Origin of the sequence: Pseudarthrobacter siccitolerans, assembly GCF_001046895.1 — a bacterium.
Taxonomy (GTDB): Bacteria; Actinomycetota; Actinomycetes; order Actinomycetales; family Micrococcaceae; genus Arthrobacter; species Arthrobacter siccitolerans.
The window spans coordinates 141,298-164,151 of sequence record NZ_CAQI01000032.1 but is presented as its reverse complement, the minus strand read 5'-3'; the positions used below and the strand labels follow the sequence as shown (position 1 = coordinate 164,151).

General features: G+C 67.2%; 21 protein-coding genes. 8 read left to right on the top strand and 13 right to left on the bottom strand.

Annotated features, from left to right (window positions below):
- Window positions 1-3: 3 nt before the first annotated feature.
- Entirely contained in the window at window positions 4-1,563 is a 1,560-nt protein-coding gene (locus tag ARTSIC4J27_RS05450) for a CYTH and CHAD domain-containing protein (protein WP_235436564.1), read from the bottom strand.
- A 148-nt stretch (window positions 1,564-1,711) separates the two neighbouring features.
- Between ARTSIC4J27_RS05450 and ARTSIC4J27_RS05445 the strand changes: the two genes are divergently transcribed.
- The 3 genes from ARTSIC4J27_RS05445 (at window position 1,712) to ARTSIC4J27_RS05435 (ending at window position 5,181) form a co-directional block, all read left to right on the top strand.
- Complete coding sequence (locus ARTSIC4J27_RS05445; protein WP_050054191.1) at window positions 1,712-3,040, top strand: MFS transporter; 1,329 nt, start codon at window positions 1,712-1,714, stop codon at window positions 3,038-3,040.
- Between the two features lie 6 nt (window positions 3,041-3,046).
- Window positions 3,047-3,727, top strand: a complete 681-nt coding sequence (locus ARTSIC4J27_RS05440) for a FadR/GntR family transcriptional regulator (RefSeq protein WP_050054190.1) — start codon at window positions 3,047-3,049, stop codon at window positions 3,725-3,727.
- A gap of 212 nt (window positions 3,728-3,939) precedes the next feature.
- Complete coding sequence (locus ARTSIC4J27_RS05435; protein WP_050054189.1) at window positions 3,940-5,181, top strand: AI-2E family transporter; 1,242 nt, start codon at window positions 3,940-3,942, stop codon at window positions 5,179-5,181.
- 77 nt (window positions 5,182-5,258) lie between these two features.
- Here ARTSIC4J27_RS05435 and ARTSIC4J27_RS05430 read toward each other — a convergent pair whose 3' ends face one another.
- A complete protein-coding gene (locus ARTSIC4J27_RS05430; RefSeq protein ID WP_050054188.1) occupies window positions 5,259-5,795 on the bottom strand; it encodes a hypothetical protein in 537 nt (178 codons plus the stop codon).
- A 154-nt stretch (window positions 5,796-5,949) separates the two neighbouring features.
- Here ARTSIC4J27_RS05430 and ARTSIC4J27_RS05425 point away from each other — a divergent pair, with 154 nt between their 5' ends.
- Genes ARTSIC4J27_RS05425 through ARTSIC4J27_RS23145 form a run of 3 tightly spaced genes read left to right on the top strand, consistent with a single transcriptional unit; the run spans window position 5,950 to window position 8,397 of the window.
- Complete coding sequence (locus ARTSIC4J27_RS05425; protein ID WP_050054187.1) at window positions 5,950-6,240, top strand: hypothetical protein; 291 nt, start codon at window positions 5,950-5,952, stop codon at window positions 6,238-6,240.
- A gap of 3 nt (window positions 6,241-6,243) precedes the next feature.
- Complete coding sequence (locus tag ARTSIC4J27_RS05420; RefSeq protein ID WP_050054186.1) at window positions 6,244-7,071, top strand: DUF1206 domain-containing protein; 828 nt, start codon at window positions 6,244-6,246, stop codon at window positions 7,069-7,071.
- A 27-nt stretch (window positions 7,072-7,098) separates the two neighbouring features.
- Window positions 7,099-8,397: an SRPBCC family protein gene (locus ARTSIC4J27_RS23145; RefSeq protein WP_235436563.1), complete on the top strand. Its 1,299-nt coding sequence runs from the start codon at window positions 7,099-7,101 to the stop codon at window positions 8,395-8,397.
- Between the two features lie 14 nt (window positions 8,398-8,411).
- On the opposite strand, the gene ARTSIC4J27_RS05410 is transcribed toward ARTSIC4J27_RS23145, so the two are convergent.
- The 6 genes from ARTSIC4J27_RS05410 to ARTSIC4J27_RS05385 form a co-directional block, all read right to left on the bottom strand.
- Window positions 8,412-9,344 (bottom strand): TM2 domain-containing protein, encoded by a 933-nt coding sequence (locus ARTSIC4J27_RS05410; protein WP_050054185.1) that lies wholly within the window; start codon window positions 9,342-9,344, stop codon window positions 8,412-8,414.
- 140 nt (window positions 9,345-9,484) lie between these two features.
- Window positions 9,485-10,951 carry an FAD-dependent oxidoreductase gene (locus ARTSIC4J27_RS05405; protein ID WP_050054229.1) on the bottom strand — a complete coding sequence of 489 codons (1,467 nt, stop codon included), beginning with the start codon at window positions 10,949-10,951 and terminating at the stop codon, window positions 9,485-9,487.
- Between the two features lie 87 nt (window positions 10,952-11,038).
- The gene (gene cobA / locus ARTSIC4J27_RS05400; RefSeq protein WP_050054184.1) at window positions 11,039-12,304 is read right to left on the bottom strand and encodes a uroporphyrinogen-III C-methyltransferase; all 1,266 of its coding nucleotides are present in this window, start codon (window positions 12,302-12,304) and stop codon (window positions 11,039-11,041) included.
- A gap of 165 nt (window positions 12,305-12,469) precedes the next feature.
- The gene (locus ARTSIC4J27_RS05395; RefSeq protein WP_235436562.1) at window positions 12,470-13,510 is read right to left on the bottom strand and encodes an ABC transporter permease; all 1,041 of its coding nucleotides are present in this window, start codon (window positions 13,508-13,510) and stop codon (window positions 12,470-12,472) included.
- Window positions 13,500-14,225 carry an ABC transporter ATP-binding protein gene (locus ARTSIC4J27_RS05390; protein ID WP_050054183.1) on the bottom strand — a complete coding sequence of 242 codons (726 nt, stop codon included), beginning with the start codon at window positions 14,223-14,225 and terminating at the stop codon, window positions 13,500-13,502. The genes ARTSIC4J27_RS05395 and ARTSIC4J27_RS05390 overlap by 11 nt, the downstream gene beginning before the upstream one ends.
- 32 nt (window positions 14,226-14,257) lie before the next feature.
- Window positions 14,258-15,397 (bottom strand): ABC transporter substrate-binding protein, encoded by a 1,140-nt coding sequence (locus ARTSIC4J27_RS05385; RefSeq protein ID WP_050054182.1) that lies wholly within the window; start codon window positions 15,395-15,397, stop codon window positions 14,258-14,260.
- A gap of 320 nt (window positions 15,398-15,717) precedes the next feature.
- Here ARTSIC4J27_RS05385 and ARTSIC4J27_RS05380 point away from each other — a divergent pair, with 320 nt between their 5' ends.
- Complete coding sequence (locus tag ARTSIC4J27_RS05380; RefSeq protein WP_050054227.1) at window positions 15,718-16,128, top strand: Hpt domain-containing protein; 411 nt, start codon at window positions 15,718-15,720, stop codon at window positions 16,126-16,128.
- 8 nt (window positions 16,129-16,136) lie between these two features.
- On the opposite strand, the gene ARTSIC4J27_RS05375 is transcribed toward ARTSIC4J27_RS05380, so the two are convergent.
- Complete coding sequence (locus ARTSIC4J27_RS05375; protein ID WP_050054181.1) at window positions 16,137-17,303, bottom strand: RtcB family protein; 1,167 nt, start codon at window positions 17,301-17,303, stop codon at window positions 16,137-16,139.
- Between the two features lie 99 nt (window positions 17,304-17,402).
- Here ARTSIC4J27_RS05375 and ARTSIC4J27_RS05370 point away from each other — a divergent pair, with 99 nt between their 5' ends.
- Window positions 17,403-17,840 carry an SRPBCC family protein gene (locus ARTSIC4J27_RS05370; RefSeq protein WP_050054180.1) on the top strand — a complete coding sequence of 146 codons (438 nt, stop codon included), beginning with the start codon at window positions 17,403-17,405 and terminating at the stop codon, window positions 17,838-17,840.
- A gap of 90 nt (window positions 17,841-17,930) precedes the next feature.
- Here ARTSIC4J27_RS05370 and ARTSIC4J27_RS05365 read toward each other — a convergent pair whose 3' ends face one another.
- The 4 genes from ARTSIC4J27_RS05365 to ARTSIC4J27_RS05350 are packed head-to-tail and all read right to left on the bottom strand — an operon-like array spanning window position 17,931 to window position 22,830.
- Window positions 17,931-19,340 carry a sulfate adenylyltransferase subunit 1 gene (locus tag ARTSIC4J27_RS05365; RefSeq protein ID WP_050054179.1) on the bottom strand — a complete coding sequence of 470 codons (1,410 nt, stop codon included), beginning with the start codon at window positions 19,338-19,340 and terminating at the stop codon, window positions 17,931-17,933.
- Window positions 19,341-20,288 carry a sulfate adenylyltransferase subunit CysD gene (gene cysD / locus ARTSIC4J27_RS05360; RefSeq protein WP_050054178.1) on the bottom strand — a complete coding sequence of 316 codons (948 nt, stop codon included), beginning with the start codon at window positions 20,286-20,288 and terminating at the stop codon, window positions 19,341-19,343.
- Window positions 20,285-21,085, bottom strand: coding sequence for a phosphoadenylyl-sulfate reductase (locus ARTSIC4J27_RS05355; protein WP_235436561.1), 801 nt, complete (start codon window positions 21,083-21,085; stop codon window positions 20,285-20,287). Before ARTSIC4J27_RS05355 ends, cysD begins: the two co-directional genes overlap by 4 nt.
- Window positions 21,085-22,830, bottom strand: a complete 1,746-nt coding sequence (locus tag ARTSIC4J27_RS05350) for a nitrite/sulfite reductase (protein WP_050054177.1) — start codon at window positions 22,828-22,830, stop codon at window positions 21,085-21,087. The genes ARTSIC4J27_RS05355 and ARTSIC4J27_RS05350 overlap by 1 nt, the downstream gene beginning before the upstream one ends.
- Window positions 22,831-22,854: the final 24 nt, after the last annotated feature.

Genomic DNA, 22,854 nt, shown 5'->3' with positions numbered 1-22,854 from the left:
CCTTTAGATGACCCCGCGCCGCAGCAGGTCGCGGGACTTCTTCCGGGTTTTGCGGTATTTGGCTTCCGCCTCGCCCATCAGGTCGGCCTGGCGCTTCCCCAGGGCGGCCAGGGCGTCGGCGGTCGACTGCGGCAGGGCGGGGCCGGATTCGAGGTCCTGCAGCAGGTTCCTGGCCATCACGGCGTCGTGGTAGTCACCCAAAACCTTCTGCTGCTTGTGCGCAGCCTTAGCCACTTTCCCGGCGCGTTTGCCGGTCACCAGCGCGGCCGATTCGGCCACGTGGCGCAGCCGCTTGGCGTCCTTGCGTACCTGGTGGAGTGCGTTTTCGTGGTCCGTGCCGCGCCGGGCATGGCGGGCGGCCTTGTGCGAGCGCCGCAGCCGGCTTGCAGACTTGTCCACCGCCTTGGCCGCCAGCCTCCGGCCCGGCGCCACCGCATCCGCCCGCACCGGCGGGCGGTCCCGGAAGTCTTCCAGGTTGTCCAGCAGCCGGAAGTAGCGCTCGGACTGCAACGCCTCCTGCACACGGCGGTACCCGGCGTCGAACGCGTCCTTGGCCTTGCGCTCCACCAGGGCCCGGGCGGCATCCGTGCCCTCCCCCGGCGGCAGCTCGTCAAGGTGCCCGCGCAGCCTTTCCAGCGCCACCTCGGCGTCCCGCGGATCACCAAGTACCAGGCCCAGCCAGTCAAGCTCATCGCGCAGGCGCCGCACCGGCATGGCGCGGTAAAGCTTCCGGTACGCTGCCAGCACCGAGCGGAGGCGCCGGATGCTGGACCTCATGTTGTGGATTCCCTCGCCCTCTTCCAGCCTGACGGCCGCATCCTCGGCGAGGAGCCTGCGCAGCTGCTCCCCCAGGTAGATGGTCACGACGGCGGCTGCCGGGGCCTTCTTGCCGGCAATCAGTGCCAGCGGGGTCTCCTGTTCCTGTGCCGCGGCGCCCGAATCCCGGCCGAGCGCACGGGCCAGCTTGGAGGCGTGGCCGGCGGGCCGGGCGCCGGCGGCGATGAGGAGTTCGGCGGCAGGGGCAAACAGATCCGGGCCCCCGTGGACGAGTTCGAGCTCCCACTCGCGCCAGCTCTGCGACTGTTCCGCAGCCTCCCCCTGGCCAAGGCGGGTGGCTTCCACCTGGTCGTCGGCCAGGTCCGCAAGATGGACTCCGTCCCCGCCGTACAGGGCATGGGTGGTGCGCCGGGTGTGGAGCCGGACAACGGGCTTCACTTCGGCTCCGCGGAGATACGCCTGCACGTGCGCCAGCAGGCTGTCAGGCACGACGCCGGGCTGGCCCAGCGGCGCGTGCAGCTCGCGGCGCTGCTGGGGTTCTGTTGCCGCGCCGGCTTCCAGCGGCAGCTTCAGGTGCCAGCCGGCATCGGCTCCGCCGGTGCGGCGGCGGAGGGTGATGCGGCGGGAAGCCAGGGTGTGTTTGTCAGTATCGAAATAGACGGCCTCGAGGACGGCAGTGTTGGGAGTCCCGACGCGGGCCACGCCAGGCAGTTGCTCCAGCGCGGGCACTGTGGCGTCATCGCCGACGTCGTACTTCTCTTCGATCTCGATTCCCTGGGAAGCCATCACAGCCGTCCTTCCGCGTTGGTCCTGCCCGGGCCGGATGGATTGACGCCCCGGCCCCCGCTGGAAGTCTATTGCCCCGGCCCGTGCAGCCGGGAGAGCTTGCCCACAAAACTGGAAACATCAAACGTCTAACCTTTAGCCTAGGAAGATGCCCGCCACTCCCCCGTCCCCTGCCACCGCCCCGTTCACTGCCCCCGCTTCGGCGCGCGCCGCTGCCCCCGCCCCGGCTCGTCCCGCCGCGACCGCACCCGCTCGTGCACGCACCCAGGTGCAGGGCGCAACCAGGCCGCGCTCCGCCGTCGTTTTCGGCGTCATTGCGCTGGTGCTGATCGGGCTCAACCTGCGCGCGGGCATCACGGGGGCCTCCGCACTGCTGCATGACCTGCAGGCGGTCCTGGGTTACGGAACGCTGGTGGCCGCCATCATCCCTTCCATTCCCACGCTGTGCTTTGCCGTGGCGGGCGCGGCCACATCCTGGCTGACGGGCAAGCTGGGTGTAGAGAAGGCCATCCTGCTGTCCCTCTCCATGCTGGCCGGCGGCCTCCTGCTCCGCGGTATCCCCGCCACCGGAATGCTGGTGCTGGGCAGCGTGGTGGGAATGTCCGGACTGGCAGTGTGCAACGTGGCCATGCCGTCCTTCATCCGGGAGCACTTCGCGCACCGGACGTCACTCATGACGGCCGTGTATACGGTGACGATGACCACGGGAGCCACCGTGACGGCCGTCGCCGTTGTTCCGCTGGCACAGGCCCTCGGATCACCGTCCGCCGCCGTGGGCGCCATTGGTATCACCGCCGTGGCCGCCTTCCTCGGTTTCCTCCCCGTGGCCCTGCACGCACACCGCAACGGCACCCGGTCCACAACGCGCCATGTGTCCCCCTGGCCGCTGCTGCGGACCCGGAAAGGGCTGCTCCTGACCGCCATCTTCACCCTCCAGGCCCTGCTGGCTTATGCCTTGCTGAGCTGGTTCCCGTACATGCTCACCACCATGGGCATGAATGCCTCGGACAGCGGGCTGATGTTCGGGCTGATGCAGCTGGTGTCCGTCCCCGCCGGCATGCTGCTCATCGCCATCGGCTCCCGTCCCGGCATGCTGCGCCCGGCGTTTTACCTCGTGAGCATCACCATGGCTGTGGGTCTGGCCCTGCTCCTGGTCCTGCCCGTGGGGCTGGCTGTTGTTCCCGCCATCCTGCTGGGGTTTGGCCTGGGCATCTTCCCGCTGGTGATGGTGATGATCAGCCGCAGCGGCGCGAGCACGGCCGAAACCACGGCACTGTCCACGCTGGCGCAGTCCAGCGGCTACCTGCTCGCCACCACGGGCCCCTTTGGCATGGGACTGCTGCACAGCGCCACCGGCGGCTGGGTGCTGCCCCTTGCGCTGCTGCTGGCCCTGTCGCTCGCCCAGATTGTGGTGGCGCACCTGATTACCGGCAGCGCGATGACACGGAGCGTAGCCGGCGCCGCCGGAAGGAAGTAGGACGCCATGGCACTCAGCACCTCCCACCGCCCGCCGCTTGCCGAGGAAGTCACCGCCAAGCTGCGCACCATGATCCAGTCCGGCGAATGGCCCCTCCACCAGCGGATCCCCTCCGAAACCGGCCTGATGACCGATCTGGGCGTTTCACGCGGCACCCTTCGCGAGGCCATCAAGGCACTGGCGCACAGCGGCATGCTGGAAGTCCGCCGCGGCGACGGCACCTACGTGCGGGCCACCAGCGAGATCTCCGGCGCCGCCCGCCGCATGTACCAGGATCACACCGAGGCGCACATCCTGGAGGTCCGGCTTGGCCTGGATACCCAGGCAGCAAGGCTGGCGGCGCGGAATGCCACGGCCGACGACGTCACAGCCCTGCGCACCCTCCTTGCCGAGCGCGTCCACGCCTGGAACAGCGAAGACTTTGAGGCCTGGGCGCGGGCCGACTGGGGCTTCCATGAGCGGGTGGCCCAGGCGTCCGGCAACCCGCTGCTGCACGAGCTCTACGTCAGCTTCGGCGCCGTGGTCCATGAGGATATGCTCCAGCAGCTCCGCCGGCCGGGGTTCGACGGACTCCAGCACGAGGGGCACGACCTCCTGCTGGTGGCGATCGAGCAGCGTGATGAGGACGCGGCGGTGGCCACGGTTAACCAGAACCTCAACTCGTGCGCGGAGTGGCTGGCGGCCTAGCTCCTCCCCCTCCCTCGAGTTTTTGTCCATATATGCAGGCTTAGCGGCAGGTGAAGTCTGCATATCTGGACAAAAACTCCCCGCACCGGGGGAAGTCAGGCGGCCACGGGGTTTCATCCCTCCTCAATCGGTCAGTAGGCTTACTATCTGACGAAGGTTGTCTCCCTGGTGCGCACCGCACCAGGGCATCCGCCGACGAATGAGGAGTCCCCATGGCGCGAATACGCCTGACCGAACAGGTGCCGGGCACCGACACCCCGCAGGCGGCACCGGCGGCAGCCGACGGCGGGCAGGGGTCCGCCGGGGCCGTCGAACGCGCCCCGCGTGACCCTGCCACGGGCATAAAGAAGCCGGCAGCCAAACAGCCCAGCGCACTCTGGACGGACGGGTTGGGCAGGGTGGGTACCCGCGCGGCCCAGGTGCTGTTGATCCTCACAGTTGCCGTGGTGTCCGTCTATGCCCTGATGCAGATCAAGCTCCTGGTCATCCCGGTCCTCATTGCGTTGATCCTGGCCGCGGCGATAGGCCCGTTCGTCAACATGCTCCGGCGCCGCGGGGTTCCGGGCGGAGTGGCCACCGGAATCGCCTTCGTCGCCCTGCTGGCGTTGCTCGCCGGCATTTCCACCGTGATCTACTTTTCGGTCCGGAACCAGTGGGGCGAGTTGGCGGCCCAGGCTTCTTCGGGACTGGACGAGCTGGAGCAGTTCCTGCTCACCGGCCCGGTTCCCATCGAGCAGGAACAGCTGGACCAGGCACGCGAGGGGATCGTGCAGTTCGCCACCAGCAGCCAGGTCCGCTCCGGCGCCATCACCGGCCTTTCGGTGGTCACCGAATTCATCGCGGGGGCCAGCCTGATGGTGGTCATCCTGTTCTTCTTCCTCAAGGACGGCGCCAAGATATGGAACTTCCTGCTCCGGCCCTTCAGCGGGCAGCGCGAAGCGAAGCTGCGCCGGGTGGGCAGCCGGACCCTCGAGGTGCTGGGCGGGTATGTACGCGGCACCGCGATCGTGGCCCTGGTGGACACAGTGGCCATCGGCGCGGCACTGCTGATCATGCAGGTTCCGCTGGCCTTTCCGCTGGCCATCATCGTGTTCATCGGCGCATTCATTCCGCTCGTGGGCGCCACGGTGGCCGGCATACTGGCCGCGCTGGTGGCGCTGGTGGCGAACGGGCCGGTGGTTGCCCTGATTGTGGTGGCCGTGGTGGTGGCGGTCAACCAGCTCGAAGGCGACCTCCTGCAACCGGTCGTGATGGGCAAGTCACTGCAGCTCCACGCGCTGGTGATCCTGATGGCCCTGACGGCCGGCACTATCCTGGCCGGCATCGTCGGTGCGGTGCTGTCGGTGCCGCTGGCCGCCGTAGCCTGGGCCATCATCCAGGTGTGGACAGCGGAGGATCCCAACCTCGAGGACATGAATCCTGACCTGCCGCCGGCGGGAACCAAACCCGTCTAGCCGCCTCCAAGGGAGGGGATGCACGACGACGGTCCGGCACCTGGGTGCCGGACCGTCGTCGTACGTTTGGTGTTGCGTCAGCCCCGCAGGCCGGCGAACACGTTCTTGGGCCGCTGCATCTCCCCGTGCTTAGCACCGAGGATGACCACCAGGCCGGCGAACGCCGGGATGACCCACTGCAGCACCTTGAGCTGCTGCTGCGCCGCCTTCAGCTCATCCGACGCGTCCGGCCGCGGCTCCGTGGCGCCCTCCGCTCCCTGGTCCGCAAGCTTCTCGACCTTCTTGCCCAGGATGCCGGAATACAGTGTCACGGCAGCGCCCGCAACCGTGACCGCAGTCTTGATCACGGTGTCCCGTGCGACACCTTCCTGCTTGGCGATGCGCTCCTTGTTCTCCCAGGCGATGGCGAGGTCTGCGACCAGGTGCGAGGCGAACGCAGCCGTCTGGAAGGGCGCCCACTTCATCCAGCCCGCGCTCGAAAGCCGGGTACGCTCCGAAGGATCCTTGGCTGCCGCCGCTGCACCGTTCAGGCCGATGGCACCCATCAGGGATCCACCGAACCATGCCGCTGCCGTCAGGTCGTGAACCGACCGGGCAATAAGATTTCCTGCCATGTTGTGCATTCCTAACGTTGAACTGGTTTCAGATGCCGTGCCCGCAGACGTCACTTGCCGTGTCCCGTCAAGGTCATGGTCCGCCCATGGTAAGCACACTTACTAATGTTACGAAAGCCCGTCTTGCGGGGGCAGACCGCGTAATATCGTCGGCATGGGTACTACTGGGAGTTTGTTCGGCTGGGCCTTTGGTGACCCCGCCCGCGAAGATGACGGCAACTACGTAAAAGGGCTTCAGCGAGAAGCGTTCGGGAATGCCCGGGAAACCGCCGAAGCCAAGGGAGTGGCCGTAGTGCCAGGCTCGGAAGTCTTCACGGTGCTCAGCGGGCATGATTCCCTGGTGGAGCTGGAGAATGCCCCCGGCCAACTCGTGGTCCGCTGCACAGTCCACGTTGAGGGACCCGGGGCGGAGAAGATCCGCGCCGAAGGACCCATGAACGGCTAAGCCATGTCGGACAGCGAATCCACCATCAGCCAGGCTGCGGACGCCGTTGAGGAGGCCTCGAACCACCTGGCGCTCGACGTCCTGGCCAGGGCCGGGTTCGCTGTCATGGCCCTGCTGCACATCATTATCGGGGCCATCGCCATAGCTGTCGCGTTCGGCCAGCCCGGGGAGGCGGAACCCACAGGCGCCATTGAACAGCTCGCGGCCAATGCGTGGGGACCTGCCGTGATGTGGGCCTGCGTGGCTGCGTGTCTTGGACTGGCACTGTGGCAGGCCAGCGAAGCAACCCTGCGGGTCCGCCGCAAGGCCCGCAAGGAACGGGTGTCCAAGCTGATCTCCTCGGGATTCCTGGCCATCGCCTACGGCAGTGTGGGCTTCAGCTTCGCCGGATTCGCCGTGGGCCTGCGGGGCGACTCCAGCGAGAGCACCAAGGATTTCAGCGCCTCGCTGATGGGAACCACGTGGGGGCTGTGGGCACTGGTGGCCCTCGGCCTGACCATCATCGGGATCGGCATCTACTTCGTTTTCAAGGGCGTGCGCCGCGGCTTCAAGGAGGAGCTTTTCCACTTCGACGGCACCCGCCGCGGCCGCCTGATCGACAGCCTGGGCGTCTCGGGCCATATAGCCAAAGGCATGGCCCTGGGCCTCACGGGGCTGCTCTTTGTGATCGCCGCCGCCAAGCACGACCCCAACGAATCAACCGGACTGGATGGCGGCCTTAAGGCCCTCCGCGACCACCCGTTCGGCCCGTGCCTACTGGTAGCCATCGGGGCAGGATTTATCGCCTATGGAATCTTCGCCCTGATCCGGTCACGGTTCGGCCGGATGTAGGTCAGGGGTTTTGGGTAGGAAGGAAACATGACGCACTTGCTGCAGGACCACCCAACAACCGGCGGCCCCGGGCCGCGGGAGGTGGCTCCCGGAGTTTCGGAGGCGGCAGGCCATGCCTTTGCAGCCCTGTTCCGGATCCTCAAGGTGGCCCGGCCTGCCCGGCCCATCCATCCCAAGGGAATTGGCCTCACCGGCGAACTGACCCGCACCGGGAATACCGGCGAACCCAGCGGCGTGGACTGGCTCGATGCGCCGGGGACGGACTACGTCCAGGCCCGCTTCTCGCGTTCGGTGGGGCTGCCTGCCAGGCTTCCGGACGTCCTGGGCCTGGCGCTTCGTATCTCGCCGTCCGACGGCGGGACTTCCGGTAAGTCCGACGGCGGGGCGCGCGGCGGATCCCGCGGCGTGGCGGACGTGTTGTTTTCCTCCACCGGCTGGCGGCTCCCTGGAAGGTTCCTGCTCCAGCCCAAATTGGACGCCTCCACCGCAACCCTGAGCACGCTGATGCCCTACCGCGGCCGGAAGGGGCCGGTGCTGGTGGGGCTGCGGACCATCAGCTTGCCCGGCGGGTCGGTAACGTCCGGCCACTGGGTCCTTGGACTGTACTGGGCCAAACCCGCAGGTCCATGGCGCCAGTGCGGTGAACTCCGCCTGACGGCAGCCCCGCACGCGGCCGACACTTCCCTGCGGTTCAATCCGCTCGAGAACCAGCCGCCCGGCGCACAGGCCTACGCTTGGACGCGAAGGCTGCGGGAGCGCTCTTACCAAACCGCCCAGCAGCCGGCGCCGCCCGCTGCCGTCCACGCCGTCGTCCCGCAGGCCGCCGTCGGACGCCCGGAAACTCCAGGTAACCAGCTCGGCCCAGCCACCACAGGAAGGAACACCATGTCCACCGTGTCACAGCTGTTCAACACCCCCGCCGCGGATGTCTGGCGGGTCATTGCCGACGGTTGGCTGTACTCCGGCTGGGTGGTGGGCGCCTCGCGGATCCGCGCGGTGGACGACACCTGGCCGCAGGCCGGATCACGACTCCACCACTCCGTGGGCGCCTGGCCGCTGGTGATCAACGACAGCACCCGGGTAAGCGCTGCCGAACCGGGGAAGTCGCTGGAACTGGTGGCACGCGGCTGGCCGCTGGGTGAGGCCAAGGTGGTGATCACCCTGCAGGACCAGGGAAACCAGTGCCTCGTCACCATGGCGGAGGATGCCATCCGCGGGCCCGGCAAGAGGGTGCCGAAGGCACTGCGGGATCCCATGATCACCATGCGCAACCGCGAGACACTCAAGCGGCTGGAACTGATGGCGGCAGGCGGAGCCGGGAAGTAGCCCGGCCGGGTTGATTACTGCGCCGTCAGGGTGAAGGTCGACGCCTGGTCGCCATAGTCATCGGTGACCACCACCTTGACCGGCCCCTTCTTGACGTCGAAGGCGATGAGTCCCTGGCGGAGGTCCCCCGCGCCCACTTCCTCCGTGGGCAGGCCGCCGAGGCCATCTTCGAGAAAGATCCGCTCGGCCTCGTTACCCTCCGCGTCGTAGACCTCGAAGGCGGCCGGAGCGGCAGTGCTGGTTCCCGTCAGCGTCTCCCATGAGACCTCGAACACCAGGAACCCTCCGTTCGCCGGTTTCAGGTAGGACATGGCCGGGATCTCGGTGGTGTACAGGGAATCGAGGACACCGATCTTAACGGTGTTGCCCTCGGACACGGTGGTGACGAGTGTGTTTTCATCGGCGGCGCTTCCGGACGATGGCGGCCCTGCCTCCGAGGCGGAGGGAAGAGACGGCTGAACGGGAACGTTCCGGCCCTCGAGGGCTGCAGCCGTAATGCTGATGGACACGATGGTGAGCAGGATTCCGGTGATCATGCTGGCGAGCCAGAGGATTCCGGTGATGATCCATGCCTTCTTTTTGTTCTCCGGGTAGCCCTCCAGGGGACGTCCGTCCTTGTCCCTGGCGTTCCCCGTCAGGATGATAATCAGGTCAACGAGGGCCCAGATCCCAAATCCGCCCAGCGTCAGCAGCTTGGCGATGCCGCTGCCAATCTTGCCGAGGTAGAAACGGTCCACCCCGAGGGTGCCCAGCAGGAGGGACAGGATCCAGGTGGTGACGAAGGATTTACCCGGGCCGCCGGCATAGGGAACCTGCCCGTAGGGCTCAGGCTGGTATCCGCCCGGCTGCCCACCCGGGTAGGGGGCGGCAAAACTGGACGGAGCGGGCGGAACAGGCGGAACGGATGCGCTGTTTTCGGGCGCGGGCGGGTAACTGGGGTGACTCATGGAAGGTCCTTTGATGAGGGCAGGCCGGACAGGAGCGGCAGAGCGGAGCCGGAAGATGTTTGTCCAATGAATTTACTTTATGAGCCAAAAAAGTGGGATGGGCAGAAATGCCCATCCCACTGATTTGACTTAGAAAAGCGCTAGACCTGCGCAGCGACACCGTCGCGGGAGATGGCAACCATGTCCTCGCGCGGCACCACCTTGATGCGCTCGCGCCTGACCTCAACACCGTGCGAACCGCCGGATTCGGTGGCGGCTGCGCCGAGGGCGAGCTCGTGGGCGTCCAGGGCCAGCCAGCCTTCCCAGCTGGTGAACTTCACGCCGCGGGCGTCCAGGAGTTCGACGACGGCGTCAGCCTCGGGAACGCTGGCAACCGGAAGGTTCTCGCGGTCTTCCAGCAGGTAGGTGACGGTCTCGAGGGCGTCGCCCTTGGTGTGGCCGATCAGGCCGACGGGTCCGCGCTTGATCCAGCCCGTGGCGTAGACGCCGGGCACGTGGGTGCCGGAGGCGTCCAGGACGCGGCCGCCGTCGTTCGGGATGACACCCTTCTTGTGGTCGAACTCGATCTCCGGCAGGGCGGAGCCGAAGTAGCCGATGGCGCGGTACACGGCCTGGACCGGGTAGTCCACGAACTCGCCGGTGCCACGGGCGTTGCCCGTGCCGTCCAGCTCGGTGCGCTCGAACTTGATGCCGGCCACCTTGCCCGGCGTCTCGGCGTCGTCATAGATCTCCACCGGGCTGTGCAGGAAGTGCAGGTGCAGGCGGCGGGAAGCCTTGAGCTCGGAGAGGTCCTCGGGCTGCTCGGCGATCCAGTTGGTGAGCGTGCCCACCATGGTCTTGGTCTGGTTGTTCGTCTGGATCTGGCGGTCCGATTCCTCGTCGAACTCGAAGTCCTCCGGGTACAGGATGATGTCCACGTCCTTGGAGTGGGACAGCTCGCGCAGCTCCAGCGGGGTGAACTTGACCTGGGCCGGGCCCCGGCGGCCGAAGACGTGCACGTCGGTGACCGGCGAAGCCTTCAGTCCGGCGTAGACGTTGTCCGGGATTTCGGAAACCAGCAGGTCGTCGGCGTGCTTGGACAGGACACGTGCCACGTCCAGTGCCACGTTGCCGTTGCCGATCACGGCGATTTCCTTGGCCTCGAGGGGCCATTCGCGGGGAACGTCGGGGTGGCCGTCGTACCAGGAGACGAAGTCCGCGCCGCCGTAGGAGCCGTCCAGCTCGATGCCCGGGATGTTCAGGTCCGCGTCCTTGATGGCGCCGGTGGCGAAGATCACGGCATCGTAGTGGGTGCGCAGGTCCTCGATGGTGAGGTCCGTTCCGTAGTCCACGTTGCCGAAGAAGCGGATGTCGCCGCGGTCCAGGACCTTGTGCAGGGCGTTGACGATGCCCTTGATGCGGGGGTGGTCCGGGGCCACGCCGTAGCGGATCAGGCCGTAGGGTGCCGGGTAGCGGTCAAAGAGGTCGATGCTTACGGTCAGCTCGCCGCTCTTGACAGCTTCACTCTTGGTGAGGATGTCCGCGGCGTAGACGCCTGCCGGGCCGGAGCCCACGACGGCGACGCGCAGCGGACGGTCGGCAGAACCTACGGTGGTGCTTGATGACACGGCTGTGTTCCTTTTCTTCTGCATCGATTGCTCCGTAGATGCCGTTTTGAACCGTCATAACGGCAGTTATGGAGCAGTCGATGGGTTTCAGGTGGTGACGGAGGTCTTGCGGGGGCTGTTCGGGGTGGTGGTTCCGTAATCAGCGGTTTTGAAGTGCGACGGCGCGAACGGGCTCACGCGCACCACGTCACCGATGACTATGACTGCCGGGTTGGCCACACCGGCGGCTTCCGCCTGGTCCGCGATGGAACCGAGGGTGCCGATGGTGACGCGCTGGTTGGGCAGGTAACCGTTCTCCACGATACCAACCGGGGTGTCTGCCGGCATGCCGGCTTTGCCCAGCGCGGACGCGGATTCGCGCAGCTGGCCCACACCCATGAGCAGCACCACGGTGTGGTCAGGGCGGGCCGGAACTTCGGACAGTTCCTCATGGCCGGTCACCACGCTGAAGCCCTTGGCGAGGCCGCGGTGCGTAACGGGGATGCCGGCTGCGGCGGGGACGGAAATCGCGGAGGTGACGCCGGAAACCACTTCAACCTCGACGCCGTGCTGGCGGCAGTATTCGGCTTCCTCGCCGCCGCGGCCCAGGACGTACGGGTCGCCGCCCTTGAGCCGGACTACGCGGTGGCCCTTGAGGGCTTCCTCCACGAGGATCCGGTTGATGCCAGCCTGCGGCACGGGGTGGTGGCCGGGTGTCTTGCCAACCTCGATGATGCGGACATCCGGGGCGAGTTCGTTGAGCAGGTCGCGAGGGCCGAGCCGGTCTGCGACCACCACGTCCGCCTGACCCAGCAGGCGGCGGCCCCGGACGGTGATGAGGCCGGTGTCGCCGGGGCCGCCGCCCACCAGGGCAACCGACCCATTGCGGGCGGCACGGCGGCGGCGCAGGGGAAGGTCTCCGGTTTCGAGGGCGGTGGCGACGGCGTCACGCACGGCCATGGCGCGGCGCGGGTCTCCCCCGGCGTTGACGGCGATCTTGATGTCGTCCACTTCTGCAACGGCTGGGGTCCAGGCGGCTGAGGCTTCATGGTCGGAGGCGTTCACGCACCAGATGCGCTGCGCCTCGGCGTCGGCTGAAACCTGGGCGTCCACGGCGGAATCACCGGTGGCGGTCTGGACGAACCAGACGCCGTCGACGTCGGAGGAAGAGTAGGTGCGCGGCTCCCAGGTGAGGAGTCCGGCGTCGGCCAGTTCCCGGAGCGCGGCGGAGGCAACGGGAGCCACGACGGTGACCCGGGCACCGGCGTCGAGCAGCCCCTTGGCCCGGCGCGCAGCAACGGGGCCGCCGCCCACCACCAGCACGGGGCGGCCGAGGAGGCGCAGTGCTGTGGGATAGATATCCTGAATTGCCATGAATCAACGGTAGGGCCGCGTCACAATCGCCCACAAAGGCCGAGCAACAACAGGTCACGTAAGGTAACGCTGCGTAACGTACCGGCGCTGCGCCGTACGGACACAGCAAAGCCCGACGGCGGGAGTCGCCGTCGGGCTTTGCTGGAGGTCAGTGCGGGGGCTGGCTTAGCGGGTACTCCCCGAGAGGAGGCCCCGGCTGCGCAGGAGACGCTTCTCAATCGGCGCGAACACCAGCAGCTCGATCAGGATGCCAACGGCGAGGATCAGCAGGATCGCCGCCATCACCACAGTCATGTCGGACAGGATCCGTCCCTGGTCCAGCAGCGAGCCGAGGCCGAACCCGATGGTGCCGCCCACGGCAATGATTTCCGCCGCCATCAGCGAGCGCCAGGAGAACGCCCAGCCCTGCTTGAGGCCGCCCAGGTAACCCGGCAGCGCGGCGGGAAGGATGATCTGCAGCGCCATCTCGAGCCGGGAGGCGCCCAGGACAGTGCCGACGCGCCTGTACTGCGGCGGGATCTGGTCCACGCCGGAAATGAGCCCGTTGATGATGGACGGAATGGCGCCCATAAAAATCACGAAGTACACGGTGGCGTCGGTCAGGCCGAACCAGATGATGGCCGCCGGGACCCACGCCACGGACGGGAGCACCTGCAGGCCGGAAATCAGCGGCCCGAAAGCCCGGCGCAACGGGGCAACCTGGGCCAGCAGTAAACCAACAGGGGTTGCGATGGCCACGCTGATCACAAAGCCGACAACACCGCGCTGCATGGAGGTCCACACTGCTTCCTGGAGCTTGCCCTCGTTCCAGAGCACGCCCATCTGGGTCAGCACGTCCAGCGGGCCAGGCACCAGGTCGCGGCGCTTCACGCCGAGCGAGACGTAGAACTGCCAGATGAGCACCAAAACCACCAGCGCGGCGATGGGCAGGAGCACACGGCTCCAGTCGATCCGGTGTTTACGGTCGGCGTCGGACTGCAGGGAGTCCAGCCCGGACTCAAGTTCCCGCAGGTCCTCGTGCCCCGTGGAAGTCCGCGTCAAAGCGGCATGGACATGCTGAGTGGATGCAGGTGCAGCGCCCGGTGCCGCCCAGGGAGTGGCATCGGGCCTGTCGGAGCCGGCCGCTTCGTCCGCAGGACGAAAGCGGTCCGGCAAAGGGGCGGGGGCGGCACCGGGCGCGGAACCGGACAACGACTTACTTGGCATGGCGGCGAATCTCCTCACGCAGCCGGGCGGTGATGACCCCGGTCAGCTGGCCGGCAAGCCCGGCGTCGGTTCGGTGTTCCTCGGTGACTGCCCATTCCTGGACAACGCGGCCCGGGCGGGAGGACAGCAGCAGCACGCGCTGGCCCAGCCGGACGGCCTCGCGGACGTTGTGGGTCACGAAGACGATGGTGCGCCCGGTTTCCTTCCAGATGCGCTCCAGTTCGTCGTGCAGCAGGTCGCGGGTGATGGCGTCCAGGGCGGCGAACGGCTCGTCCATGAGCAGCAGCTGCCGGTCCTGTGCCAGGGAACGGGCCAGGGAGACGCGCTGGCGCATGCCGCCGGAGAGCTCGTGGGGGCGCTTGTCCCCGGCGGTGCCGAGGTGCACAAGTTCAAGGAGCTCCTGCGCCTTCGCTTTTCGTTCGGCCTTGCCCATGCCGCGCAGTTTGAGTGCCAGTTCGATGTTCTCCCGGGCCGTGAGCCAGGGGAACAGCGCGGCGTCCTGGAACATAAATGCGGCACCGTCGCTGGGCACCTCGAGGGCGCCCGACGTCGGCGCTTCGAGTCCTGCGATGATGTTCAGCAGGGTGGATTTGCCGCAGCCGGAGGCACCGAGGAGGGCAACGAACTCGCCCTGGCCGATGTTGGCGTTGACGTCGTCCAGCACCGGGGCGCCGTCGCCGAAGCGCTTGCCCAGGTTTTCCAGTACGACTGGCATGGTGCCGTCCTTAGGTAGGTGGTGGGGATGGATCAGTTCTGGCCGAGGCCGGCGGCGGAAATCCTGGTGGTGCTGCCTGTGGCGGCGGTGACCTCGTTCAGAGCGCGGAGGTCGAAGAGTCCGTTGAGGTCGGCCTGCTTGGTGGTGCCGGCCTCCACGCCGTCCTGCAGCAGCCGGGGGTAGCTTCCGGCCAGCGGGTCCAGGGTGTAGGTGATGTTGGCCAGGGACCGGGCGAGGACGTCGTCGGGCAGTGCCGCGCCTGCTGATTCCTGCAGGGCCGAATTGATGACGGAGGCCTTCTGCGCGGCAGGCGCTTCGTTCAGCCATGCCACCGACTTCGCGTGGCCGGCCAGGAGAGCTTTGACGGTGTCGGGGTGGTCGGCGGCGAACTTCTGGTTCACGATCAGGATGGTGGTGGGGAACTCGCCCGGCTTGCCGGTGCCCGTTCCGTCCCAGAGGTCCTTTTCGTCCACCAGCACCTTCGCACCGGCCTGGAGCACCAGGCGTGACGCCCAGGGCTCAGGCAACCAGGCGCCGTCGAGCTTTCCGTCCTGGAACAGCTTCAGGGCCTGGGCGTTTTCGGTGGGGTTGATGGCGACGTCGCCGCTGCCGTCCACGTTGGTTTTATAGCCCTGGTCCGCGAGCCAGGCTCGCAGGGCCACATCCTGGGTGCCGCCCAGCTGCGGGGAAGCCAGGGTCTTGCCCAAGAGGCCCGCAGCCGAGTTGATCTCCGGTTTGACCACCAGTTGCGCACCTCCGGCCGCAGCCCCGGCCACGATCCGGACGGACTTCCCCTGGCTCTTGACGAACGAGTTGATGGCCGGGTTGGGGCCGATGTAGGCGGCATCGATGGCGCCGGCATTCAGCGCCTCGATGGCTGCAGGACCGGCATTGAAGGTCTCGGTGCTGAGCGCGGTGCTCCCCAGCGCTTCGGCCAGGAAGCCCTGCTTGACGCCCACCAGGGCGGGCGCGTGCGTGACGTTGCCAAAATAGCCCAGCTTCAGTTCCGCGGCGGGCGTGGGTTCAACCGCCTGGGCTTCGGTATTGCGGGAAACAGTGGATGCCACCACGGCGCCGAGGGCGATCAGCAGGACCAGCCCGATGGCCAGGACAGCCTCGGTAGCACGCTTGCGCTGGGGAACCGCGCTTTCGCCTGCCACGATGCGGGTCATCCCGGGCTTGGAACTAGTCATTGTTTCACCATAGGGAGTGACCCAAACCCGTTCAATGACGCGGAAACGGGGGGTCACGAAGGTTCATCTAGCGTCATATTCCGCTGCACCACTTGGAGCCCCGGCTGTGCCCTGGACGCAAGATTCGAGTACTCACTACTCGTGCTTCCCGCTCCCCTTCCACGTAGCGTCCATAAAAGTCCTGCTGGGGAGGCTCATAAGCGAATTGACTTATAGGGGCAGGTCATGGGTATCGAGCTGTGCAGGCATGTGCGTTATCCGGTTCTGTCCGCCGTCGTGGTTGACCGCGGGTGGCGGCCGTGACACAGGGCGACGGTTATGCACCGCTCCTGGACCCGTCCGTGCTGGAAAGACTGCGCGAAGAACTCGACGACGATGAGGGCGTCTGGAAAGTATTCGTGCAGAACTTCATCGCCAACCTGCCGGAACGGAACGAGAAGCTGCGGCAGACGCTGACCACCGGGGATGTCACCGGAGCCATGGATGCAGTCCTCAGCCTCAAGACGTCAAGCCAGATGGTGGGCGCGGAACGGCTGGCGGGCTTGGCCATCGACCTGGAGCAAGCCATGCGCCATGACATCCTCGGTGCCGATCCCGCGGTGGCACTGCCCCAGTTGGCCGCTGCCCACCTCCGCCGGATCAAACAGTGCAGCCGGCAGACCACCTATCTGCTCCAGGCAACCTTGAAGAAGAAGCCGGACCTCGACTGAGCCGGCCCTCAGTTGCCCTTGACGTTGATCAGTTGCCGCAGCTTGTGCCGGACCTTCACGAGGTCTGCGGCGTCCTGCATCACCTGGTCGATGGGTTTGTAGGCAGCCGGGATTTCATCGATGAAAGCCTCCGAAGCCCGGAACTCGATCCCGCGCATGGCCTTCTTCAGCTCGTCCAGGCTGAAGGTCCTGCGGGCCGCGTTGCGTGAGTACTCCCGGCCGGCCCCGTGCGGGGAGGAGTTCAGGGATGCAGGGTCGCCCAGGCCTTCCACCACGTACGACGCCGTCCCCATGGAACCGGGGATCAGCCCGGGATCACCGGGGCCGGCTTGGATTGCGCCTTTCCGTGACACCCAGACGGACCGGCCGTAGTGGGTCTCCTGCTGGGTGAAGTTGTGGTGGCAGTTGATCCTTTCGCGTTCCTGCACCTTGCCGCCCGCCCAGCGGCCGAACTGCGTGCTGACGCGGTCCATCATTTCCTCCCGGTTCAGGAGCGCGAAGTGCTGGGCCCAGCGCAGCTCCGCCATGTAGCGGTCGAACTGCGGCGTGCCCTCGTCGAGGTAGGCCAGGTCCGGGTGGGGCAGGTGGATCTGGTGCTTCCGGGATACGTGCTGGGCGACGCCGATGTGATGCTGGGCGATCTTGTTGCCGACGCCGCGTGAACCGGAGTGCAGGAACAGCCAGACGGCATCAGCCTCATCGGCACAGACCTCGATGAAGTGGTTGCCCGAGCCCAGGGAACCCAGCTGCAGCTCCCACTTGGCCACGTACTGGGCGGGGTTGAACCCCGCTTTCGAGGCTAATTGCTTCAGCTCCGCGATCCGCGGCCCGGCCGTCGGCAGCACCGTCCTGTTGTTGTGCCCTGCGGAGAGGGGAATGACCCGCTCGATGTCTTCCCGGAGTTTCTTGCGGTCCTTCGGCAGGTCCGCCAGCGAGTACTGCGTCTGGACGGCGATCATCCCGCAGCCAATATCCACGCCCACTGCTGCCGGGATGATCGCGTGCAGTGTGGGGATCACGGAGCCAACGGTGGCGCCTTTGCCCAGGTGGGCGTCGGGCATCAGCGCCAGGTGCGGGTAGATGAACGGCAGTCCGGCCGTCATCACGGCCTGCTCGCGCGTCTGGTCGTCCAGGATGGACGCCCAGTTGAGCAGCTTGCTGTTGATGGTTTCCATGCTGCGCCTCCCACTGCCGGATGAGGACTAACGTGAGTCCTAGGCTATCGCCCAGGTCCCCGCGGCCGCCTGCAACCGGCTCCCAGAAGGAGATGCACCATGGTGAACGTCCAGACCGAGATCCTCATCAACCGGCCGAGGGCGGAGGTGGCGGAGTACGCGGCCAACCCGGACAACGCGCCGAAGTGGTACGTGAACATCCACAAGTCCCAGCGCCTCACCCCGGGGCCGGTGGGGCCCGGATCCAAGGTCGCGTTCACCGCGAAGTTCCTGGGCCGCGAGCTGAATTACACCTACGAGTTTGTTGAGTACGTTCCCGGCGAGAAGCTGGTGATGCGCACCGCCCAGGGCCCGTTCCCGATGCAGACCAGCTACACCTGGACCGACGCCGGCGGCGGGACCCGGATGACCCTGGGCAATGCGGGCAAGCCGTCCGGGTTTTCGAAGCTCGCCGGCCTGTTCATGGCCCCGATGATCCGGCGGGAGACCCGGAAGGACCTGCAGAAGCTCAAGTCGATCCTCGAAGCCGGGCGGTAAACCAGCCGTTAACCACGGAATCGCCGGAATGGTGCGGGGTAGCCGTAGCGTTCCGGCTACCCCGCACCATTCCGGCGACTTGGGCGAAAGCTAGATGCTGTACCGCTCGTCCTCGTGGTCACCCGGGTGGTCCTTGACCAGGCCGGCGGCCAGCGTGTTGCCGTCCTGCGGATCGATCACCAGGAACGCGCCGGTGCGGCGGTGGTGCAGGTAGTTCTCGAGCGGCAGCGGCGCTGCGAGCCGGAGCTGCGCGTGGCCGATGTCGTTGAGTTCCAGGGTGGATGCCGCCTCGACCTTGAAGGTGGACAGGTCCAGCTTGCCGTTGACGTTGCGGACCAGGGCCTGCACGGTGCGGGTGCCGTGCTTGACCAGCACCTTCTGGCCTTCGCGCAGCGGCTTCGGGGACAGCCAGCACAGCGACGCGTACAGGTCGGCGGAGGCTTCGCGGACGGTGCCGGCAGCGGCGATGGTGTCGCCGCGCGCGACGTCGAACTCCTCCGCGAGGCGGATGGCAACGGACTGCGGCGCGGCTGCTTCCTCCAAGGAGGCGCCGGCGAAGTCGATGCCCACCACTGTGGTGGTTCGCGGATCCTGGCCGGGCGTCAGCACGGAGACCTTGTCCCCCACCTTGACCGAGCCTTCAGTGATCTGGCCGGCGTACGCGCGGTAGTCGCGGTAGGCCTCGATGTCCAGGCCCGCTGCAACGGCGTCCGGAGCGAGGGCGCCCTGCGGCCGGATGACCAGCTGCACCGGGAAACGGAAGCTCTCGAGGTGGCTTTCCAGCTCGTCAGCAGCGGGGAGGGTTTCGAGGACCTCGAGCAGTGCCGGACCGGTGTACCAGGGAGTGCGCTCGGAGCGCTCCACCACGTTGTCGCCGTCGAGCGCGGACACGGGAACCACCAGCAGGTCGGCGATGCCATCCGAGCCAAGGCCCAGCTCGCGCCCCACCTGCTGCACGTCGGCTTCGATCTCGCGGAACACGGACTCGCTGAAGTCCACCAGGTCGATCTTGTTCACGGCCACAATCACATGGGCCACGCGCAGCAGCTGCAGCACGGACAGGTGCCGGCGGGTCTGCTCCAGCACACCCTTGCGGGCGTCAATGAGTACGACGACGGCATCCGCAGTGGACGCGCCCGTCACCGTGTTCTTGGTGTACTGCACGTGCCCGGGGCAGTCGGCCAGGATGAAGCTGCGGCGGTCGGTGGCGAAGTAGCGGTAGGCGACGTCGATGGTGATGCCCTGTTCACGCTCGGCGCGCAGGCCGTCGGTCAGCAGCGCCAGGTCGATGCCGCCCTTGTCGCCGCCGAAGCCGCGGTCCGCTGAGGTGCGGGCAACAGCGTCGAGCGTGTCAGCCAGGATGGCCTTGGAATCGTGAAGGAGGCGGCCCACCAAAGTGGACTTGCCGTCGTCGACCGATCCTGCGGTGGCGAAACGGAACAGTGTGGTGGGCAGGCCTTCGTTGAGTGAGCCTGTCGAAATCTCGGAAATCGTGCTCATTTAGAAATACCCGTCCTTCTTGCGGTCTTCCATGGCTGCCTCGGAGATGCGGTCATCTGCACGGGTGGCGCCACGTTCGGTCAGGGTGGAGCCGGCAACTTCAACCACCACGTCGGACACGCTGTACGCGTCTGACTCCACGGCGCCGGTGCAGGACATGTCCCCCACGGTGCGGTAGCGGACGGTCTTGGTGATGACTTCCTCGTGCGGCAGCGGCTGGGACACCTCGCCCACTGCGCGCCACATCCCGTCGCGGGCGAAGACGTCGCGCTCGTGGGCGTAGTACAGGCCCGGCAGTTCGATGTTCTCGCGCTCGATGTAGCGCCAGATGTCCAGCTCGGTCCAGTTGCTGATGGGGAACGCGCGGACGTGCTGGCCCACCGTGTGGCGGCCGTTGTAGAGGTTCCACAGTTCGGGGCGCTGGTTGCGCGGGTCCCATTGGCCGAACTCGTCACGCAGGCTCAGGATGCGCTCCTTGGCGCGGGCCTTGTCCTCGTCGCGGCGGCCGCCGCCAAAGACGGCGTCGAACTTGTTCCGCTGGATGGCATCCAGCAGGGGGACGGTCTGCAGCGGGTTGCGGGTGCCGTCGGCGCGCTCGGCGAGCTCGCCGCGGTCGATGAACTCCTGCACGGAACCCACCACGAGCTTCAGGCCCAGGCGCTCTACGGTGCGGTCGCGGAAGTCGATGACCTCAGGGAAGTTGTGGCCGGTGTCCACGTGCAGCACGGGGAACGGAACCTTGCCGGGCCAGAAAGCCTTGGTGGCCAGGTGCAGCATCACCACTGAGTCCTTGCCGCCGGAGAACAGCAGGGCAGGCTTCTCGAACTCGGCAACAACCTCGCGGATGATGTGGATGGCCTCGGACTCGAGGGTGTCCAGGCTGGAGAGGCGCGTGGATACGGCAGCTTCAGTCACCTGGGGGGTCTCCTCGGATAGGTAAGTGCTCATACGTGTAGTCCGCATTCTGTCTTGTCGGTCCCTGCCCAGCGGCCGGCCCGGGGATCGTCGCCCGGCGCCACCTTCCGGGTGCAGGGCTGGCAGCCAATGGAGGGGTAACCCTGGGAAAGCAGCGGGTTCACGGGCAGGAGGTTGTCGTCCGAGTACTGGACCAGCTGGTCGAACGTCCACGCGGCCACCGGGTTCACCTTGACCAGGCCGTTGGCCTCGTCCCAGGTCACCAGCGGAGTGTTGGTGCGGGTGGGTGCCTCGTCGCGGCGGACACCGGTGAACCAGACTTCGTAGCCGGACAGGGTGCGGCGCAGCGGGGCCACCTTGCGCAGGGCGCAGCACTGGGCGGCGTCGCGGGCGAAGAGGTCCTTGCCCAGGAGCCGGTCCTGCTGCTCCACGGTGTTCTCCGGGAGCACGTCCACCACGTTGACGCGGAGGTTCGCGGCCACCTCGTCGCGCGTCGCGTAGGTTTCCGGGAAGTGGTAGCCGGTCTCCAGGAACAGGACGTCGACGCCTGGCAGCTGGTCCGCGACCAGGGCCGGCAGGACGGCATCGGCCATGGAGCAGGCGACGGCGACAGCGGGCAGCTCAAAGTTGCGCTCCACCCAGGCGATGACATCGCGGGCGGGGGCGTCCCAGCCGAGCTCGGCAGCGCCGGCCTCGGCGAGGGCCTTCAGTTCGTCCTTGCTGCGGAGCCTGGGGGTTTCGGCGGCCTTGGTTTCGGCGAGCTCAACCACCGCTGCTTCCGCTTGGGCCGGCGCAACGACCGGGTCTACTCCGAGTGCATGCTTGCTCATTACTGGAGTGCCTCCTCTTCTGCTGCGTGGGCCCACTCGGCGAAGGTCTGGCCTTCGGCGCGCTGGGCCACGAAGGTGCGGACTACGCGCTCCACGTAGTCGGGCAGGTCGTCAACGTACACCTTGAGGCCGCGGACGGTGCGTCCCAGCCCGGCCTCCTCGCGGTCGTTGGAAGCCAGCCCGCCGCCCAGGTGGACCTGGAAACCCGGGGAGGGGTCGCCGTCGGGCGTGGGGAGCATCATGCCCTTGAGGCCGATGTCCGCGGTCTGGATGCGGGCGCAGGAGTTGGGGCAGCCGTTGATGTGCAGGGACAGTGCGTGCGGCAGCTCGCCCGAGGCGGCGAGGTCGGCCAGGCGGCGTTCCAGCTCGGCCACGGCGGTGGCGGCCGTGTGCTTGGTCTCCACGATGGCCAGCTTGCAGTACTCGATGCCGGTGCAGGCGATGGTGCCTCGGCGGAACACGGACGGGCGGGCGGACAGGCCCAGGGCGTCCAGCTCGGCCACGAGGGGCTCCACCTGGTCCTTTTCCACGTCCAGGACCACGAGCTTCTGGTGCGGCGTGGTGCGCAGCCGGTACGAGCCGCGGGCCTCGAGGGTGTCCGCGAGCTTGACCAGTGCGGCGCCGGACAGGCGGCCGGCCAGCGGGGTTGCGCCGATGAAGAACTTGCCGTCCTTCTGCTCGTGCACGCCGATGTGGTCGCCGGGGGTGGTGGGCTTGGGCGCGGCCGGACCGTCGGCCAGCTTGTAACCGAGGTATTCGTCCTCGAGGATCTGGCGGAACTTCTCCGGACCCCAGTCGGCCATCAGGAACTTCAGGCGCGCCTTCGTGCGCATGCGGCGGTAGCCGTAGTCGCGGAAGATGCTGGTGACGCCGAGCCAGACATCCGCGGCCTGCTCCGGCTTCACGAATGCGCCGAGGCGCTTGCCGAGCATCGGGTTGGTGGACAGCGCACCGCCGGCCCAGAGGTCGTAGCCGACACCGAGCTCGGGGTGGCGCACACCGACCAGGGCGAAGTCGTTGATCTCGTGGACCACGTCCTGGCTCGGGTGGCCGGTGATCGCGGTCTTGTACTTGCGGGGAAGGTTGGACAGCAGCGGGTTGCCAATGAACCGCTCGCCCAGTTCCGCAATGAGCGGGGTGGGGTCGATGATCTCGTCCTTGGCGATGCCGGCCACGGGCGAGCCCAGGATGACGCGGGGAACGTCGCCGCAGGCCTCGGTGGTGGACAGGCCAACACCTTCCAGGCGGTTCCAGATTTCGGGGATGTCCTCCACGCGGATCCAGTGCAGCTGGATGTTCTGCCGGTCCGTAAGGTCGGCGGAGTCCCGGGCGAAGTCCACGGAGATCTGGCCGATGACGCGCAGCTGCTCGGTGGTGAGTGCGCCGCCGTCGATCCTCACCCGGAGCATGAAGTACTTGTCTTCGAGCTCGTGCGGCTCAAGGGTTGCGGTCTTGCCGCCGTCGATCCCGGGCTTGCGCTGGGTGTACAGGCCCCACCAGCGGAACCGGCCGTGCAGGTCCTGGCCGGGGATGGCGTCGAAGCCCTCTTTGGAGTAGATGGTCTCGATACGCTCGCGCACGTTAAGGCCGTCGTCTTCCTGTTTCCAGGTTTCGTTGGCGTTCAGGGGCGTTTTGCCGTCCACTTTCCACTGACCGTGCGGTTTTGCAGTGGGTCGGGACGGGCGGGCCGGGCGCTTCGGGGCGGCGCTGTCCGCGGACGCTCCGGCTAGAGCTGTATCAGTCATGCATCGACTGTAGGTCCCGTTCGA